Origin of the sequence: Micromonospora sp. CNB394 (assembly GCF_000374985.1) — a bacterium.
Lineage (GTDB): Bacteria > Actinomycetota > Actinomycetes > Mycobacteriales > Micromonosporaceae > Micromonospora > Micromonospora marina.
The window spans coordinates 125550-143238 of record NZ_KB895833.1; the positions used below are offsets into that span (position 1 = coordinate 125550).

Annotated in this window: 18 protein-coding genes; 14 read left to right on the forward strand and 4 right to left on the reverse strand. The window is 72.9% G+C overall.

From position 1 onward, the window contains the following. Positions 1 to 126 precede the first annotated feature (126 nt). Both C569_RS0113535 and C569_RS0113540 read right to left on the reverse strand, forming a co-directional pair. On the reverse strand, positions 127 to 552 hold the full coding sequence (locus C569_RS0113535; RefSeq protein ID WP_018786318.1) for a MarR family winged helix-turn-helix transcriptional regulator: 426 nt from the start codon (positions 550 to 552) through the stop codon (positions 127 to 129). 13 nt (positions 553 to 565) lie between these two features. Beyond that, positions 566 to 2278 carry an alkaline phosphatase D family protein gene (locus tag C569_RS0113540; RefSeq protein WP_018786319.1) on the reverse strand — a complete coding sequence of 571 codons (1713 nt, stop codon included), beginning with the start codon at positions 2276 to 2278 and terminating at the stop codon, positions 566 to 568. A 147-nt stretch (positions 2279 to 2425) separates the two neighbouring features. Between C569_RS0113540 and ftsY the strand changes: the two genes are divergently transcribed. The 8 genes from ftsY (at position 2426) to C569_RS0113580 (ending at position 11995) form a co-directional block, all read left to right on the forward strand. After that, on the forward strand, positions 2426 to 3616 hold the full coding sequence (ftsY, locus tag C569_RS0113545; protein ID WP_018786320.1) for a signal recognition particle-docking protein FtsY: 1191 nt from the start codon (positions 2426 to 2428) through the stop codon (positions 3614 to 3616). Between the two features lie 8 nt (positions 3617 to 3624). Then, the gene (locus C569_RS0113550) at positions 3625 to 4488 is read left to right on the forward strand and encodes an aminoglycoside phosphotransferase family protein (protein ID WP_174361701.1); all 864 of its coding nucleotides are present in this window, start codon (positions 3625 to 3627) and stop codon (positions 4486 to 4488) included. A gap of 166 nt (positions 4489 to 4654) precedes the next feature. Continuing rightward, complete coding sequence (locus C569_RS0113555) at positions 4655 to 6010, forward strand: ammonium transporter (protein ID WP_018786321.1); 1356 nt, start codon at positions 4655 to 4657, stop codon at positions 6008 to 6010. A gap of 25 nt (positions 6011 to 6035) precedes the next feature. Further along, positions 6036 to 6374 (forward strand): P-II family nitrogen regulator, encoded by a 339-nt coding sequence (locus C569_RS0113560; protein WP_018786322.1) that lies wholly within the window; start codon positions 6036 to 6038, stop codon positions 6372 to 6374. A 17-nt stretch (positions 6375 to 6391) separates the two neighbouring features. Beyond that, a complete protein-coding gene (locus tag C569_RS0113565) occupies positions 6392 to 8656 on the forward strand; it encodes a [protein-PII] uridylyltransferase (protein WP_018786323.1) in 2265 nt (754 codons plus the stop codon). 198 nt (positions 8657 to 8854) lie between these two features. Then, entirely contained in the window at positions 8855 to 10408 is a 1554-nt protein-coding gene (gene ffh, locus C569_RS0113570; RefSeq protein ID WP_018786324.1) for a signal recognition particle protein, read from the forward strand. Positions 10409 to 10527: 119 nt separating this feature from the next. Continuing rightward, positions 10528 to 10905, forward strand: a complete 378-nt coding sequence (locus tag C569_RS30225; RefSeq protein ID WP_231394785.1) for a Uma2 family endonuclease — start codon at positions 10528 to 10530, stop codon at positions 10903 to 10905. 10 nt (positions 10906 to 10915) lie between these two features. After that, complete coding sequence (locus C569_RS0113580; protein WP_018786325.1) at positions 10916 to 11995, forward strand: amidohydrolase family protein; 1080 nt, start codon at positions 10916 to 10918, stop codon at positions 11993 to 11995. Between the two features lie 40 nt (positions 11996 to 12035). Here C569_RS0113580 and C569_RS0113585 read toward each other — a convergent pair whose 3' ends face one another. After that, a complete protein-coding gene (locus C569_RS0113585; protein WP_026268107.1) occupies positions 12036 to 12629 on the reverse strand; it encodes a TetR/AcrR family transcriptional regulator in 594 nt (197 codons plus the stop codon). A gap of 25 nt (positions 12630 to 12654) precedes the next feature. Beyond that, complete coding sequence (locus tag C569_RS31755) at positions 12655 to 13185, reverse strand: hypothetical protein (protein WP_018786327.1); 531 nt, start codon at positions 13183 to 13185, stop codon at positions 12655 to 12657. A 69-nt stretch (positions 13186 to 13254) separates the two neighbouring features. Between C569_RS31755 and proS the strand changes: the two genes are divergently transcribed. The 6 genes from proS (at position 13255) to trmD (ending at position 17676) form a co-directional block, all read left to right on the forward strand. After that, the gene (gene proS, locus C569_RS0113595; RefSeq protein WP_018786328.1) at positions 13255 to 14661 is read left to right on the forward strand and encodes a proline--tRNA ligase; all 1407 of its coding nucleotides are present in this window, start codon (positions 13255 to 13257) and stop codon (positions 14659 to 14661) included. 75 nt (positions 14662 to 14736) lie between these two features. Then, a complete protein-coding gene (locus C569_RS0113600; RefSeq protein ID WP_026268108.1) occupies positions 14737 to 15384 on the forward strand; it encodes a DUF402 domain-containing protein in 648 nt (215 codons plus the stop codon). Positions 15385 to 15625: 241 nt separating this feature from the next. Further along, positions 15626 to 16084: a 30S ribosomal protein S16 gene (gene rpsP / locus C569_RS0113605; RefSeq protein WP_018786330.1), complete on the forward strand. Its 459-nt coding sequence runs from the start codon at positions 15626 to 15628 to the stop codon at positions 16082 to 16084. Then, a complete protein-coding gene (locus C569_RS0113610) occupies positions 16059 to 16319 on the forward strand; it encodes an RNA-binding protein (RefSeq protein WP_026268109.1) in 261 nt (86 codons plus the stop codon). Before rpsP ends, C569_RS0113610 begins: the two co-directional genes overlap by 26 nt. Beyond that, complete coding sequence (gene rimM, locus C569_RS0113615; protein WP_018786331.1) at positions 16319 to 16858, forward strand: ribosome maturation factor RimM; 540 nt, start codon at positions 16319 to 16321, stop codon at positions 16856 to 16858. The genes C569_RS0113610 and rimM overlap by 1 nt, the downstream gene beginning before the upstream one ends. A 14-nt stretch (positions 16859 to 16872) precedes the next feature. Continuing rightward, a complete protein-coding gene (gene trmD / locus C569_RS0113620) occupies positions 16873 to 17676 on the forward strand; it encodes a tRNA (guanosine(37)-N1)-methyltransferase TrmD (protein ID WP_018786332.1) in 804 nt (267 codons plus the stop codon). Positions 17677 to 17689 lie beyond the last annotated feature (13 nt).

Here is a 17689-nt window from a genome sequence, read left to right on the forward strand (position 1 = left end):
GTGACGCCGCCGATGCATGCGGCGCGGTGGCGGAATCACCGGTGCACGGTCCAGGTCATGGGCGCAGATGTTAAGCGGGGGCCCCTTCACCTCGCGAGGCGTTAACAAGGGGCCCTTCCTTGCAGCTCAGAACGACTCGTTGAAGCGGTGCATCAGCCGGGCGAGGTCCGCGACGTCCTCTGGCGGCCAGCTTTCGAGCGAACGCCGGATCTGTCCGAGCCGGGCCGCCCGCGCCGCGTCGAACCGCCGGGTGCCCTCCTCGGTGAGGCTGAGTTGGGCCGCCCGCCGATCAGTCGGGTCCGGGTCGCGGCGGACCAGGCCGAGCGCCTCCAGCCCGCCGATCTGGCGGCTGAGCGTGCCCTTGCCGATGCCCAGCTTCGCGGCCAGGTCGGTGAGCCGGATCGAGCCCGAGCGACGCAGCCAGAGCAGCAGGCCGTACGCGTTGGGCTCCAGGTTCGGGTGGACCTCGCGGGCGATCTCCCAGGACAGTGCCCGGCCACGGCGCAGCAACGCGGTCAACTCGTGCTCCACGGCGCGCAGCGTCTCGTCCACGCTCAGAGGGTACTCAGTCGTCGTCGCTGAGTTTCTGTCGTGCCACCGGTCGCAGCTCACCCTCTCGGGTCGTCCCCTCGATCACCACCGCGGCCCCGCGGCCCTGATGGGTGAGCGTGGCCACCGCGTTGCCGAAGTAGGGTCCGGCCAGTTTCCGCCACCGCACCGGCGGGCGGCGTACGCCGGCCGAGCGCGCCAGCGCCCGGGTCGCCCCGGCCGGGCCGGGATTCCAGCCCAGCGTCATCAGTGGGCGCATGGCGGCCGGCACCTGGTTGTGGATCGGCGAACACGTGAGCTGGTGCACGGGTGTGCGGACGTCGCGGTCGGCGAACCGGGCCCGGGCCACGTACGAGTGGTGCACGTCACCGGAGAGCACGCTGATCGACGCGGGTCGCGCGTACGCCGGCCCGGCACCCACCCGCGCCCCGGTACGCGCCGCGGTGCCGCTGCCCAGCCGCGCGAACAGCTCGCCCAGCGCCTCGAACGAGCGCCGGAACGCCCCCCAGTGCTCCAGGTCCAGAGCCCGGCGGATCTGCTCGGAGAGCCGGGCCACCCAGGGCCGGCCGGAGTCCGCGAGGCGCTCGTTCCACGCCTCCACGTGGTGGATGCCCGGCGGCAGCAGCCACGGCAGCGAGCTGCCCACCACCAGGTGGTCGTACGTGCCGTGCGCCTGGTCGAGGAACCACGACCACTCGCCCGGCGGCAGCATCGCCCGGTTGCCCGGCTTAAGCACCCGGCTCGACCGGTTGTCCAGCATGACCAGGCGGGTGCGGCCGAGATCGAGCGCGTAGCTCCACTGGTACTGCACGGCCCGCCAGCGCTCGGTGTCGTGCGCCAGATCGGCCTCGGAGTCGACCCGCTCGCCGAACTCGTGCAGCACGCTCGTGGCGTCCTCGGCGGCGACCACCTTGGCGTACACCGGGTCGGCGGCGATCTCGTCCGGGCTGAGGTTGCCCAGGTGCTGGTAGACCCAGTAGGAGGCGAGGCCGCTGCGGATCCGCTCGGCCCACCACGGCTGCTCGCGCATGTCCGCGCGCCACGACTGCGAGGTGTTCCAGTCGTCGATCACCTCGTGGTCGTCGAAGATCATCACGCTCGGCACGGTGGAGAGCAGCCAGCGGATCTCCGGGTCGCGCCACGACTCCAGGTAGAGCTTGGTGTACTCGTCGAAGCTCACCACCTGCGTCGCCGGTGCGTCCTTGGGCCGCTTCCGGCGCCGCTTGAGCAGCCGCCGCACGGTCGGCGAGGTCTCGTCCGCGTACACCTGGTCGCCGAGCAGCACCAGCAGGTCGGGCAGGGTGGTCTCGCCGGGCGCGGCCATCACCCGCCGGGCGTACGCGTCCAGCGCGTCCGGCGGCAGTTTCCGGGCGGTGGAGTGCTGGGTGGTCTCCCGGCACGAGCCGAACAGCAGCCGCACCGGCTGGTCGGTGTCGTCGAGCGCGCGGGTCCGGATCACGCTGGGCGGGAACGACGAGTCGGGCAGCGGCCACGCCACCTCGTCGTCGATCAGCACCTCGTACGTCGTACGGCTGTCCGGGGTGAGCCCGGTCACCACGACGATCGCGTAGTGGTGGTCGTACGCGGAGAAGGTGGGCGCGCTGCCGGTGGCGCCGTCGGCGGTGCGGACGGTGACCACGGCGGGCGAGCTGGTCTCCACCCAGACGGTCGCCCGCGTGTCGACGACCCGGCGCAACAGCGGGCCGATGAGCAGGCGGGAACCGGGCACGACGCACCTCCGACAAGATCGTTTACGGCTCTTTCCTACCCGGCCGGCGGTTGCGGTACGCCTTCCGGTGCGAGCGTACCCGCAGGTTGTTCGCGTGCCGAGGCGGTGAGTGGGACGTGGTCGTCGGCATCTGACAGGATTTCGGGCATGACGGAATACCTCCTCGTCGCTCTCGCCCTGCTCGGCGTGCTGATCATCGGCGGCCTGAGTCTCGTGGTGCCCCGGCTGCGCCGGCGTCCGCAGCCGCCGCTGCCGCGCACGGAGGTCGACACCCGGACGGAGGAGGACCTGGCCGGCCCGCCGGTCGAGGCCCCGGAGGCGGAACTCACCACAGGTGTGGTGGTCGAGGCGCCGCCGGCCCCTCCGGTCGAGGTGCCGCAGGTCGAGGTGCCGGAGCCCACCGCCGGCCGGCTGGTCCGGCTGCGCTCGCGGCTGTCCCGCTCGCAGAACGTCTTCGGCAAGGGCCTGCTCGGCCTGCTCAGCCGCGACCGGCTGGACGAGGACACCTGGGAGGAGATCGAGGACAGCCTGATCACCGCCGACGTCGGCATCGACGCCACCCGGGAGATCGTCGACCGGCTGCGCGAGCGGACCCGGGTGCTCGGCACCCGGACCGGGGACGAGCTGCGCGCGCTGCTCGCCGCCGAGCTGGTCAACGCGCTCGACCCGGGCCTGGACCGCTCGCTGCGCACCACCCCGAAGGAGGGCGTCCCGGCGGTGGTGCTCGTGGTCGGCGTCAACGGCGCCGGCAAGACCACCACCTGCGGCAAGGTCGCCCGGGTACTCGTCGCGGACGGCCGCAGCGTGCTGCTCGGCGCCGCCGACACGTTCCGGGCCGCAGCCGCCGACCAGCTGGAGACCTGGGGCGGCCGGGTGGGCGCCGAGACGGTCCGCGGGCCGGAGGCCGCCGACCCGGCGAGCGTCGCGTTCGACGCGGTCAAGCGCGGCATCGACACCGGCGTGGACACCGTGCTCATCGACACCGCCGGCCGGCTGCAGAACAAGATCGGCCTGATGGACGAGCTGGGCAAGGTCAAGCGGGTGGTGGAGAAGCACGGCCCGATCGAGGAGACGCTGCTGATCCTCGACGCCACCACCGGCCAGAACGGGCTGGAGCAGGCGCGGGTCTTCACCGAGGCGGTGAACGTGACGGGCGTGGTGCTGACCAAGCTCGACGGGACGGCCAAGGGCGGCATCGTGATCGCCGTGCAGCGCAAGCTCGGCATCCCGGTCAAGCTCGTCGGCCTCGGCGAGGGCAAGGACGACCTGGCCCCGTTCGACCCGGCACAGTTCGTCGACGCGTTGCTCGGCACCGAGCCGCTCGCCCGGGACGCGTAGCCTCTCCCGTGACGACTGACGATCGCGCCTACGCGGGGTGGCGCGACCCCAGCCACCCGTCGCCACGCCTCGGGAGACCGTACGTGACTTCGCAGGAGATCCCGCTGCACGGCGGGAACGTGAGCACCGTGGTCCGTGTGGGAGACACGGTCCGGCGCAACGCCGGCCCGTGGACGCCCTCCGTGCACGCGCTGCTGCGCCACCTGGAGTACGTCGGATTCACCGGCGCGCCCCGGGCGCTCGGCATGGACGAGCGCAACCGGGAGGTCCTGTCGTACCTGGAGGGGGAGTGCGGGGAGTACCCGCTGGCCCCGCACTGGGTCACCGACGAGGCCCTGGTGACGGTGGCCACCATGCTGCGGATGTTCCACGACGCCCAGTACGGCTTCACCCCGCCGCCCGGCGCGGTCTGGCGCTCGTTCGGCCCGCCCCCGCCGGACACCGAGGTCATCTGCCACCACGACGCCGCGCCGCACAACGTGATCTGGCGGCCGGACGGCACGCTCGGGCTGATCGACTTCGACCTCGCCTCGCCCGGCGCCCGCATCTACGACGTGGCGTACGCCGCCTGGACCTGGGTGCCGATCTTCTCCGACCGGGACTCGATCACGCTCGGCTGGAAGCACCCCGACCGGCCGCGCCGGCTGCGGCTGTTCGCCGACGCGTACGGGCTGATCCCGCGCGACCGGCACCGGCTCATCCGGACCATCCGCAAGCGCATCGTCGACCACGTCGAGGGCATCCGGCGGATGGCCGCCGCCGGTGAGCCGGCGTTCGTCCGAATCGTCCACAAGGGTCACCTGCGTCGCCCTATGCGTGACCTGCGGCTGCTCGACTACGAGCGGCACCAGCTGGAGTACGCGCTGCGCTGACCAAGATCGGCGTTCTTCACACGTCGGAAACAACCCGTCACGCGTCGGAAATCGCGCGGTGTCGCTGAAGGAAACAGCCGGCGGCAAAGCTTCCGCGCAACCGGCTGACGGGCGATGCTGCCAGGTCTCAGTCGGAGGGAGGAACACGACAACGAGAGGAGGCAGCGTGGAGATCGACACCGGGAACACTGCCTGGTTGCTTGTCTCGACTGCCCTCGTGCTGCTCATGACCCCGGGTCTCGCGCTTTTCTACGGCGGGCTGAACCGGTCCAAGGGCGTTCTGAACATGATGATGATGAGCTTCTCGTCCATCGGGCTCGTCAGCATCCTGTGGCTTTTCTACGGCTTCACCGTCGCCTTCGGCGAGGGCGGCAGGTTCTGGGGTGACCTGGGTCAGTATCTGGGCACCAAGACCTTCGTCGGCGAGAACGACCTGTGGGGCGAGACCGGCATCCCGATCTACGTCTTCATCGCCTTCCAGATGATGTTCGCGATCATCACCGTGGCGCTGATCAGCGGCGCGCTGTCCGACCGGGTGAAGTTCGCCGGCTGGCTGCTGTTCGCGTTCGGCTGGGCCACCCTGGTCTACTTCCCGGTCGCCCACATGGTCTGGGGCGGCGGGCTGATCGGCGGCGACATCGGCGCGCTGGACTTCGCCGGTGGTACCGCTGTGCACATCAACGCCGGTGCGGCGGCGCTCGCGCTGGTGCTGGTGCTCGGCAAGCGGGTCGGCTGGCCGCGCGAGAGCATGAAGCCGCACAACGTGCCGATGGTCGCCCTCGGTGCCGGGCTGCTGTGGTTCGGCTGGTTCGGCTTCAACGCCGGCTCCGAGCTGACCGCCGACGGGGTCACCGCGCTGGCGTTCATCAACACCCAGGTCGCGACCGCCGCGGCGCTGCTCGGCTGGATCGTGGTGGAGTGGCTGCGCGACGGCAAGCCGACCCTGGTCGGCGCCTCGTCCGGCGCCGTCGCCGGCCTGGTCGCGATCACCCCGGCCTGTGCCTTCGTCACCCCGGCCGCAGCGGTGCTGCTGGGTGTGGTCGCCGGTGCGGTCTGCGCTATCGCCGTGGGCCTGAAGTACCGGCTCGGCTACGACGACTCCCTCGACGTGGTGGGCGTGCACTTCGTCGGCGGCTGGATCGGCTGCCTCTGGATCGGCCTGTTCGGCACCGCCTCGGTCAGCTCGCTCGTGGAGACCGACGGCCTGCTCGTCGGCGGCGACGCGACGCTGCTCGGCAAGCAGGCGCTGAGCGCGCTGATCGTGACCGTCTACTCCTTCGTGGTCGCCTACGCCCTCGGCTTCGTGATTGACAAGACGATCGGCTTCCGGGTCTCCGCCGAGGCTGAGGTCGACGGCATCGACATCGCCGAGCACGCGGAGAGCGGCTACGACCTGTCGCCCGCCACGGGCAGCAGCGGTGGCGCGTTCGCGATGGCCGGGATCGGCGCCGGCAAGCCGGCCGCGGAGCCCGCCGCCGAGTCCGACGAGTCCGTGCCGGTCAGCGAGAAGGTCGCCGGTTAACGTTCCTGGGATGGAGGGGTTGGACATGAAGCTGGTGACCGCGGTCATCAAGCCGTACCAGCTGGACGCGGTGAAGGAGGCCCTGCACGCCCTCGGCGTGGCCGGGCTGACCGTCAGCGAGGTCCAGGGCTACGGCCGGCAGAAGGGGCACACCGAGGTCTACCGGGGTGCCGAGTACACGGTCGAGTTCCTGCCCAAGATCCGGGTCGAGGTGCTCACCGACGAGATGGACGTCGACAAGGTCGTGGACGCGATCGTCGGCGCCGCCCGGACCGGCAAGATCGGCGACGGCAAGGTCTGGGTGACCGGCGTCGAGGAGGTCGTCCGGGTGCGTACCGGCGAGCGCGGGCTCGACGCCCTCTGATCGCCGGATCCGCCGACGTGACCTCGTTGACCACGGCTGCCGCCCCCACCGGGGACGGCGCGCCCGTGGTCAACGAGGTCGCCGGCGTACCCGCGGGGATCGGCGCGGCGGCCCGGTCCGCGCGGGCCGGCGCGCTCGACGCCTGGCTGCGCCGGGCCTTCCCGGACCGGGACGGGGTCGCGCTCGTCGCGGTGGGCGGGCTGGGCCGCCGCCAGTGCGCCCCCTACGGCGACCTCGACCTGGTGCTGCTGCACGCCGGGGTGCCCGGCATCGACGAGCTGGCCGCGTCGCTGTGGTATCCGATCTGGGACGCCGGGCTACGGCTGGACCACTCCGTGCGCACGGTCGCCGAGGCGCTGTCGGTGGCCCAGGACGACGTCAAGGTCGCCCTCGGCCTGCTCGACGCCCGGCACGTGGCGGGTGACCCGGCGCTCACCGACCAGCTCTCGCGTACCGCCACCGACCACTGGCGGCGGACCGCGATCCGCCAGCTCCCCGGCCTGCGCGAGATCACCGCCGCCCGCTGGGAGGCGCACGGCGAACTGGCCTTCCTGCTCGAAGGCGACCTCAAGGAGGCGGCCGGCGGGCTGCGTGACGTGGGCATCCTGCGCGCCATCGCCACCGCCGGGGTCACCGACGCGCTCCGCCCGGCCGTGCACGCGGCCCACCGGCGGCTGCTGGACACCCGCGACGCGCTGCACCAGCAGGTGGGCCGCCGGGTCGACCGCCTGGTCGCCCAGGAACGCGACGGCGTGGCACGCCTGCTCGGCGCCGAGGACGGCGACGCGCTGCTGCGGCTGGTGGCAGGCGACGCCCGCACCGTCAGCCACGCCCTGGACGACGCCTGGCGGGCCGCCGACCGGCTCCGCTCCGGCCGGCACCGCGCCGCGCCCGGCCGTCCGCTGCGCCGCCCGGTCGCCCGGGACGTGGTGGAGCAGGACGGCGAACTGGTGCTCGCCCGCACCGCCATCGGGGCCCGCCCCGACCCGAGCCTGTCGCTGCGGGTGGCCGCCGCTGCCGCCACCACCCGGCTGCCGATCGCGCGGGCCACCTGCGAGTGGCTGGCCGCGTACTGCCCGCCGCTGCCCGCGCCCTGGCCGGCGGCCGCCCGCGACGCGCTGATCACCCTGCTCGGCGCCGGTTCCGGCCTGGTGCCCGCCTGGGAGACCTGCGACAGGTACGGGCTGATCGACCGCTGGCTGCCCGAGTGGACCCGGATGCGCAGCCTGCCCCAGCACAACCCGGTGCACCGGTTCACGCTCGACCGGCACCTGGTGCAGACCGCGTACGAGGCGAGCCGGCACACCCGCGACGTGGAACGGCCGGACCTGCTGCTGCTCGGCGCGTTCCTGCACGACATCGGCAAGGGGCTTTCCGGGGACCACTCGACGGTGGGTGCGCCGCTGGCCGAGGCGGTCGCCACCCGGATCGGGCTGCCGCCGGCCGAGGCGGCGCTGATCGGGACGCTGGTCCGGCTGCACCTGCTGCTGCCCGACGTGGCCACCCGGCGTGACCTGTCCGACCCGAAAACCGTCGCGGGCGTCGCCGAGCGGGTCGGCGACACCACCACGCTGGACCTGCTGCACGCCCTGGTGCGCGCCGACGCCGCCGCCACCGGCCCGGCCGCCTGGTCCGGCTGGAAGGGCCGGCTGATCGCCGAGCTGGTGAGCCGGGTGCGCACCACGCTGGACACCGGCGTGGTACCCGCCCCGCCGGCCCCGGACCCGGCGCTCGTGGCCGGGCCGCTGCCTGTCGTACACCTGGGGGAGGACCGAGTGTCGGTGGCCGCCGCCGACCGGCGCGGGCTGCTGGCCACCGTCGCCGGTTGCCTGGCGCTGCACCGCCTGGAGGTGATCTCCGCGGACGCCGCCACCGTCGACGGCCGGGCCCTGGTCGAGTGCCGGGTGCAGCCGCGTTACGGGCTGGCCCCGGACCCGATCGCGCTCAGCGCCGACCTGCGCCGCGCCGTCGGCGGCGACGTCTCGGTCACCCAGCGGCTGCGCGGCCGGGCCCTGGCCGCCCGCAGCCGGGGTGCCGCGCCGCGGGTGGTCTGGCACCGGGAGGCGGCCACCGACGCGGTGCTGCTGGAGCTGCGGGCGGCCGACGCGGCGGGACTGCTGTACCGGGTCACCTGCGCGCTGGACGAGGCGGGCGCCCAGGTGCGGGCGGCCCGGATCTCGACGCTGGGCGGCGATGTGGTGGACGCGTTCTACCTGGTCGGCGGCTGGCCGTCGGATGAGGAGCGGGCCCGGATCGAGGCCGCTGCACTCGCCGCCGTGTAAGGAAGGGCCCCCTGTTAACGCCTCCAGTAGAGGAAGGGCACCTTGTTAACGCGCCCCGTCCACCAGCTACGCCCGCCCGGAGCGGGCGCGTGGGCGGCGGGCCGGAGCGGGGGCGCGGGCGGCGGGCTACCCTAACGGTGGGCTGGACCACCGGCCCGGCAGCATGTGCCCGCCGAAAACGACAAACGGGATGTTCGCGTGTTTGACACCTTGAGTGACCGCCTGTCCGGGATCTTCACCAAGCTCCGCGGCAAGGGCCGGCTCACCGACGCCGACATCGACGCCACCGCGCGCGAGATCCGGATGGCGTTGCTGGAGGCCGACGTCGCCCTGCCGGTGGTCAAGGGCTTCATCGCGAACGTCAAGGAGCGGGCGCGCGGAGCCGAGGTCTCCCAGGCGCTCAACCCGGCGCAGCAGATCGTCAAGATCGTCAACGAGGAGCTGATCAACGTCCTCGGCGGCGAGGGGCGGCGGCTCCAGTTCGCCAAGCACCCGCCGACCGTGATCATGCTGGCCGGCCTCCAGGGTTCCGGCAAGACGACGCTCGCCGGCAAGCTGGCCCGCTGGCTCAAGAGCCAGGGCCACCAGCCGCTGCTCGTCGCCGCCGACCTCCAGCGTCCCAACGCCGTCGGGCAGCTCCAGGTGCTCGGTGGCCGGGCCGGCGTCGAGGTGTACGCCCCGGCGCCCGGCAACGGCGTCGGCGACCCGGTGCAGGTGGCCCGCGACTCGATCGAGCACGCCCGTCGCGCCGCCCGGGACATCGTCATCGTCGACACCGCGGGCCGGCTCGGTATCGACACCGAGATGATGCAGCAGGCCGCGAACATCCGCGACGCGGTCCAGCCCGACGAGGTCATCTTCGTCATCGACGCGATGGTCGGCCAGGACGCGGTGCGCACCGCCGAGGCGTTCCGCGACGGCGTGGGCATCACCGGCGTGGTGCTGTCCAAGCTCGACGGCGACGCCCGCGGCGGTGCCGCGCTCTCCGTCCGCGAGGTGACCGGCCAGCCGATCCTGTTCGCCTCCACCGGCGAGAAGCTGGAGGACTTCGACGTCTTCCACCCGGACCGGATGGCCAGCCGGATCCTCGGCATGGGCGACGTCCTCACTCTGATCGAGCAGGCCGAGGCGGCCTTCGACACCGATCAGAAGGAGAAGATGACCGCCAAGCTGATGGGCGGGGAGACCTTCACGCTGGAGGACTTCCTCGATCAGCTCATCGCGGTCCGGCGGATGGGCCCGATCGCCAACGTGCTGGCCATGATGCCGGGCATGGGGCAGATGAAGGACCAGCTCGCCGAGCTGGACGACAAGCACTTCGACCGGGTCACCGCGATCATCCGGTCGATGACCCCGGCCGAGCGCACCAACCCGAAGATCATCAACGGTTCCCGCCGGGCCCGGATCGCCGGCGGCTCCGGCGTCACCGTCATGGACGTCAACCAGCTGCTCAACCGCTTCGCCGACGCGCAGAAGATGATGAAGCAGATGGGCGGCATGATGGGCCTGCCCGGCGGTGGTCGGCGCAAGGCGACCAAGTCGCCGAAGAACAAGCGCAAGGGCACCAAGGGCGGCGGGCGGCCGCGTACCGGGGCCGGTGTGCCGGGCGGCTTCCCCGGCGGGATGCCGCAGCTCCCGCCGGGCCTGGACCCGGGTGACCTGGCCGGTGGGCAGGGCCTGCCGCCGGGGTTCAAGCTCCCGAAGATCGACTTCAACAAGCTCGGCAAGGGCGGCGACAAGGGCCCCCGCTAGCGTGACGGTGACGGCATGCGGGGTGAGCATCACCCAGGGTCAGTTCTCCCCTGGGAGGAGATGTCAGTGACCGCGGCCCTGATCCTGCCCGAGCGGCACGAGTGGACGGTCGACCTGCCATGCGGGTCGGCCGCCACAACGAGCCGCGTCCGGACGTGGTGATCCGGCGCAAGCACGCCGGGCGGTCGCCCGTCCCGGTCGAGGACGCTCTGCTCGCGGGGGAGGTCGTTCCCGCCGGGTGGCACTTCAGCGACCGGTACGACAAGACGAAGGTCTACGCCCGCTCCGGGATCCGCTCCTACTGGCTGGTGGACCCGCAGCGCGAGCGGGTCACACTCACCGAGTACACGCTCGACGGCGCCGCGCGCGAGTACCAGGAACTGGCGCACACCGAGGGTGTTCGTCACCGAGCGGCCCTGGAAGGTCTCGGTCGATCTGCCGGCGCTGACCGCGCGCCGCAACGACCTGCTCGCCGGCGAGGAGGACTGATCGGGTAGGACTGTGCACATGGCTCTGCACGTGCGCGGTGTGTTCCTTCCCGACGACGAGGTCCGGGACGTCTGGCTGGTCGGTGACCGGGTCACCTTCGAACCGGTGCCCGGCGCCGAGACGGTGGCCGACGGTGGCTTCGTCCTGCCCGGCCTGACCGATGCGCACTGCCACATCGGCATCGCCCGCGGTGGCAGCCCGATCACCTCGCTCGACCAGGCCCGGGAGCTGGCCCGGATCGACCGGGACGCGGGCGTGCTGGCGATCCGGGACGCCGGTTCGCCGTACCCGTACCCCGAACTGGAGGACGAGCCGGACCTGCCGCGACTGGCCCGCGCGGGCCGGCACGTCGCCCCGCCGAAGCGCTACCTGCGCGACATCGGCGTGGAGGTCGGCGCGGCGGAGGTCGCCGCGACGGTGGCCGCGCAGGCCGCGGCCGGCAACGGCTGGGTGAAGCTGGTCGGCGACTGGATCGACCGGGGAGTGGGCGACCTGGCGCCGGCCTGGGACGCCGACACGATGGCCGCGGCGGTCGCCGCCGCGCACGCCGCCGGGGTACGCGCCGCGGTGCACACGTTCTCCGAGTCGGCCGTGGAGATCATGGTGCGGGCCGGGGTGGACTCGGTGGAGCACGGCACCGGGCTCAGCCTCGACCTGATCGACCTGATGGCCCGGCAGGGCACCGCGCTGGTCCCCACGATGATCAACATCCGGACGTTCGGGCACATCGCCGAGCAGGCCCGGTCCAAGTTCCCCGGGTACGCCGACCACATGCTCGCCCTGCGTGACCGCTTCCCCGAGGTGGTGCGCGCCGCGCACGAGGCGGGCGTGCCGATCTACGTCGGCACCGACGCGGGCGGCGGCATCGACCACGGCCTGGCGGCCGAGGAGATGCTGCTGCTGCACGAGCAGGCCGGCATGTCCGCGACGGACGTGCTCGCCGCCGCCTCCTGGCGGGCCCGGGAGTGGCTCGGCTTCCCCGGGCTGGTCGAGGGCGGCCTCGCCGACCTGGTGATCTACCCCGAGGATCCGCGCCGCGACCTGCGCGTGGTCCGGACGCCCAGCCGGATCGTGCTGCGCGGCCGGGTCGTCCGCTGACCGGCCGTCGTCGTCGCGGCCGGCCTGGCGGGCCGTCGGCCTAGCGCGTCGTCGCCGCCATCAGGAACAGGCGCACCGCCAGGTCGGCCAGCCGGTCGGCGGTCTCGTCCACCGGGCCTCCGGGCCGCACGATGTGGCTCACCACCAGGCGGACGACGCTGTCCGCAGCGAACGCCAGCGCCGCCGGATCGGCGTCGGGCAGGCGCTCTCCGGTCCACTCCAGCAGCGCCGCCGCGGCCTCCGCGAGCACCAGCTCGGACCGGGTGGTCAGGTACGGCAGCAGTTCCTCCGAGCCGCCCCTGGTGCTGGTCAGCACCGCCCGGACCAGTGGGTTCCCGGCGGCCGAGGCGAGCGTGCGGTGGATCGCCGCGTACGCGGCCGCGCGGACGTCGGAGTCGTGCTCGCCGAGCGCGGACCGGACCTCGCCGACGAACCGGTCCACCTCGTGCCGGGCCAGCGCCTCGCCCAGGCCCGCCTTGGTGCCGAACTCGTTGTAGACCGTCTGCCGGCTCACCCCGGCCGCGTTCGCGACGGCGCCCATCCGGACCCCGGCCCAGCCGGTCGTGACGGTCAGCGTACGGGCGGCGTCGACGATCGACTCGCGCACCGGAGTGACGTTCCTCGGCTTCGGCATGGTGATCGAAGTCTACGGGCGCTGGTCAGCGCACCTCGAGTTCGTACTCCGCCTCGACCCAGAACCGCCCGCCGTCGTGGCCGGCGAAGGCCAGGTGGTGCGTCCCCGGCGCGGGTGGCGGCACCAGGCCCCACAGGCCCCAGCAGGAGACGTGCACCGGCCACGGCCACGCGGTGACGACGTTGTTGAAGAACCCCCGCACCGGGAACGAGGCGGGGGAGCCCGCCGCCCGCACCGGCACCGCGACCCCGTCCAGTTCCGCGTGCCCGCTGGCGTGGGGCATCGGCTCGGCCGGGTCGTCCCGGCGGCCGGGCTGCCACCAGCAGAAGGCCGGGAAGAACAGCGGCCGGCCGGCCGGCACCACGCAACGCCTGCTGACCTGGCCGCCCAGCGTGCCCGCGAGGAACCACACGTCGGCGGGCTGGTGACGCCCGCCGTGCCGGCCGGTGGTGTCCTTGAGCGGGTTGACCGGCTGCCGGTGGGCGGCCACCCAGGCCACCCAGCGGGCGGCGAGTGCGGCCGGCGCCGGTGCCGGGTCGGGTCCGGGAGTGAGCATGACGGCAGATGGTAGTGCGGGCGCGCCCGGCTGCGCCGACCCGTCACGGGACGCATAGGATGTGCGGTCATGGCACGCGTGCTCACTCCCCGTGCGGAGGACTTTCCCCGCTGGTACCAGGATCTGATCGCCAAGGCGAAGCTGGCCGACAACGGCCCGGTCCGGGGGACCATGGTGATCCGACCGGCCGGCTACGCCATCTGGGAGCGGATGCAGGCCGAGATGGACGCCCGGATCAAGGCGGCCGGCGCGGAGAACGCGTACTTCCCGCTGTTCATCCCGGAGAGCTACCTCAAGCGGGAGGCCGAGCACGTCGAGGGCTTCTCGCCGGAGCTGGCGGTGGTCACGCACGGTGGCGGCAAGCAGCTCGCCGAGCCGGTGGTGGTGCGACCCACGAGCGAGACGGTCATCGGCGAGTTCATGGCCAAGTGGATCGACTCGTACCGGGACCTGCCGCTGCTGCTCAACCAGTGGGCCAACGTGGTCCGGTGGGAGCTGCGCCCCCGGATCTTCCTGCGCACCAGCGAGTTCCTCTGGCAGGAGGGGCACACCGCGCACGCCACCCGTGACGACGCCCGCGCCTACGCGCGGCGGATCCTGCACGAGGCGTACGAGGACCTGATGGTCAACGTGCTCGGCATCCCGGTGGTGGTCGGCCTGAAGACCGCCCGGGAGCGCTTCGCCGGTGCCACCGCCACGTACACGTGCGAGGGCATGATGGGCGACGGCAAGGCGCTCCAGCTGGGCACCAGCCACGAGCTGGGCCAGAACTTCGCCAAGGCGTTCGACATCAGCTACTCCTCGGCCGAGGGCGGCCGGGAGCACGCCTGGACGACCTCCTGGGGCACCTCCACCCGGATGCTCGGCGGCCTGATCATGTGTCACGGCGACGACAACGGGCTGCGGGTGCCGCCGAAGCTGGCGCCGGTCCAGGCGTACGTGATGATCGTCAAGGACGGCGAGGGCGTCAGCGAGGCGGCGGGCAAGCTGTGCGACGCGCTGCGCGACGCCGGGGTCCGGGTGGCGCTGGACGACCGGACCGACACCGCGTTCGGCCGCCGCGCCGTCGACGCCGAGCTGCGCGGCTACCCGGTCCGCGTCGAGGTCGGCCCGCGTGACCTGGCCGCCGGCAACGCCGTGGTGGTCCGGCGTACGGACGGCTCGAAGGCCCCGACGCCCGTCGCCGACGTGGTCGGCGCGGTCCTGGCCGCGCTGGATGCCGACCAGCGGGTGCTGCACGACCAGGCGCTGGAGTTCCGCCGGTCACGCACCGTCGAGGTGTCGACGCTGGCCGAGGCGATCGAGGCGTCCGCCGACGGCTGGGCGCGGGTGCCGTGGTCGGCGGTCGGCGTCGAGGGCGAGGCCGAGGCGAACGGTCAGGGCGTGACGGTCCGCTGCCTGGTCCGCGCCGACGGCTCGGTGCCGGACTCGGAGGACGAGCCCGACCTGGTGGCGATCCTCGCCCGCGCGTACTGAGGTGCAAGGAAGGGCCCCTTCTTAACGCATTCTGCATAGGCGGGGGCCCTTGTTAACACGACGGCGGGGGTGAGCGTGCGGTTCGAGCCGGGACGGCTGATCATGCACCGGAACGTGCGCAACGGCCGGATCGGCTGGGTCCGGTCGGCCCGGGTGGTCTCCGACGACGAGCGCGGCCTGGTGCTCTGGGTGGCGCGGGAGGCGGCGGTCGCGCACGAGGTGAACGACGCCGGCCTGGGCATGCGGGCCGTGCCGTTCGCGGAGTGGGTGACGTCGTCCTACCGGCTCGCGCGGGGGCGGTGGAACGGCCCGCCGGTGCTGAAGTTCCTGCCCGCCGGCGCGGCCCACTCGGTCTGGTGGTTCCGCGACGCGGCGGGCCGCTTCCAGAACTGGTACGTGAACCTGGAGGAGCCCGGCGTCCGCTGGGACGACGGCGCGGTGGCCGGGGTCGACATGGTCGACCAGGACCTCGACGTCGTGGTCCACCCGGACCTGAGCTGGGAGTGGAAGGACGAGGACGAGTTCGCCGAGCGGCTGGCGTTCCCAGAGCACTACTGGGTGACCGACGAGAAGGCGGTACGCGCCGAGGGCGAGCGGGTGATCCGGATCGCCGAGGCCGGGGAGTTCCCGTTCGACGGCACCTGGTGCGACTTCACCCCGCCCGCCGAATGGGACGCGCCGGACGAACTTCCGCCGGGATGGGACCGTCCGCCGGTGCGCTGAACCGGTGTCCTGCGTCACGGCCCGCCCCGCCCCGGGCGTGGTGCCCGGGACCGGTGTGAGAGTTCCGGGCTGGATCTGGCAGAATGGGGCGCTGGTATCCGGCGCGCGTCCGGCGCCCTCTAACCCGGGCGCGTCGCCAGTTCACCGAGCAGTCTCCGGCCCAACCCCACTGTGCCGGTCGGCGCTCACCCGCCACACCGCCCGTACGGGCCGGTGAGATCGCAACAGGAGCGAAACAACTGTGGCCGTAAAGATCCGGCTCCTGCGGATGGGCAAGATCCGCAACCCGCAGTACCGCATCGTCATCGCCGACTCGCGCACCAAGCGTGACGGTCGCGCGATTGAGTTCGTCGGTGTGTACCAGCCGAAGGAAGACCCTTCGGTGATCGAGGTCAAGTCGGAGCGGGTCCAGTACTGGCTCTCGGTCGGCGCCCAGCCGAGCGAGGCCGTGCAGCGCCTGCTGGAGCTGACCGGTGACTGGCAGAAGTTCAAGGGCCTGCCGGCCCCGCCGCCGCTGAAGGTCGCCCCCGAGCGGGCCGACCGCAAGGCGGCGTACGAGGCCGAGGCGAAGGCCGCCGCCGGCGTGGCGGACACCCCGGCGAAGCCGGCCAAGAAGGCCGCCGCCAAGGCGGAGGAGCCGAAGGCCGAGGCCCCCAAGGCCGAGGAGCAGACCGGTGCCGAGTCCGGCGAGCAGGCCTGACATGCCGCTGCGTCCCGCTCTGGAGCACCTGGTCAAGGGCATCGTCGACCACCCGGACGACGTCCGGGTGCGCATGGTCGACTCCCGTCGGGGCAAGCGCCTCGAAGTCCGCGTGCACCCCGAGGACCTCGGCACGGTGATCGGGCGGTCCGGCCGGACCGCCAAGGCGCTGCGCCAGGTGATCGGCTCCATCGGCGGGCGTGGGGTACGCGTCGACATCGTCGACTCGTACTGATGCTTCTCGTCGTCGGCCGGATCGGTAAGCCGCACGGCATCCGCGGTGAGGTCACCGTGGAGGTGCGTACCGACGAGCCCGAAGCACGGTTCGCCCCCGGTTCGGTGTTGACCACCGAGCCGGGGGTCACCCCGTCGGAGCCCGGCGCCTGGCGGGTGCCGCCGGCACTCACCGTCGAGTCGGCCCGCTGGCACCAGGGCCGCCTGCTGGTCGCCTTCGAGGGCGTGCTGGGCCGTGACGTCGCCGAGGCGTTGCGCAACACGCTGCTCGGCGTGGACAGCGCCGACGTCGCCCCGCCGGAGGACCCGGAGGAGTTCCACGACCACCAGCTGGTCGGGCTCGCCGTGGTCACCCGCGACGGCGAGCACGTGGGCGAGGTCGCCCGTATCGACCACGCGCCCGCGTCGGACATGCTGGTGCTGCGGCGCCCCGAGGGGCGTACCGCGCTGGTCCCGTTCGTCAAGGCGATCGTGCCCGAGGTGGATCTGGCCGGCGGTCGCGTCGTCGTCGACCTGCCCGGCGGACTGCTCGACCTCTAGCTGGAGCCCACCGCATGCGCGTCGACATCGTGTCGATCTTCCCCGAGTACTTCGCCCCGCTGGATCTGTCGCTCATCGGCAAGGCCCGGGCGAACGGCACGCTGCGGCTGGCCGTACACGATCTGCGGACCTGGACCCACGACGTGCACCGCACCGTCGACGACACGCCCTACGGCGGCGGTCCGGGCATGGTCATGCGCCCGGAGCCGTGGGGTGAGGCGCTGGACGCGTTGGCGCCGGGCGAGCTGAGCCCGGACGGGCACACGCTGCCCCGGCTGCTCGTGCCGTCGCCCGCGGGCGTCCCGTTCACCCAGGCCCTGGCGCACGAGCTGGCCGCCGAGTCGCATCTGCTGTTCGCCTGCGGCCGGTACGAGGGCATCGACCAGCGGGTGCTGGACCACGCCGCGACCCGGATGCCGGTGACCGAGGTGTCCCTCGGTGACTACGTGCTGTTCGGCGGCGAGGTGGCCGTGCTGGTGATCCTGGAGGCGGTCACCCGGTTGCTGCCCGGTGTGCTCGGCAACGCGGGGTCGCTGGACGAGGAGTCGCACGCGCACGGGCTGCTGGAGGCCCCGCTCTACACGAAGCCGGCGAGCTGGCGCGGGCTGGACGTACCCGAGGTGCTCCGTTCCGGCGACCACGCCCGGATCGACCGCTGGCGGCGGGACGAGTCGCTGCTGCGGACCGCGGCCCGGCGTCCCGACATGGTCGCCGCGCTGGCCCCGGAGGCGCTCGGCGAGCGGGACCGGGCGGCGCTGGACCGGGCGGCGCTGGACCGGGGCGGATTTTCCTCGCCACCGGGGGATGTGGCAAAGTAGAGGGGTTGCCGCA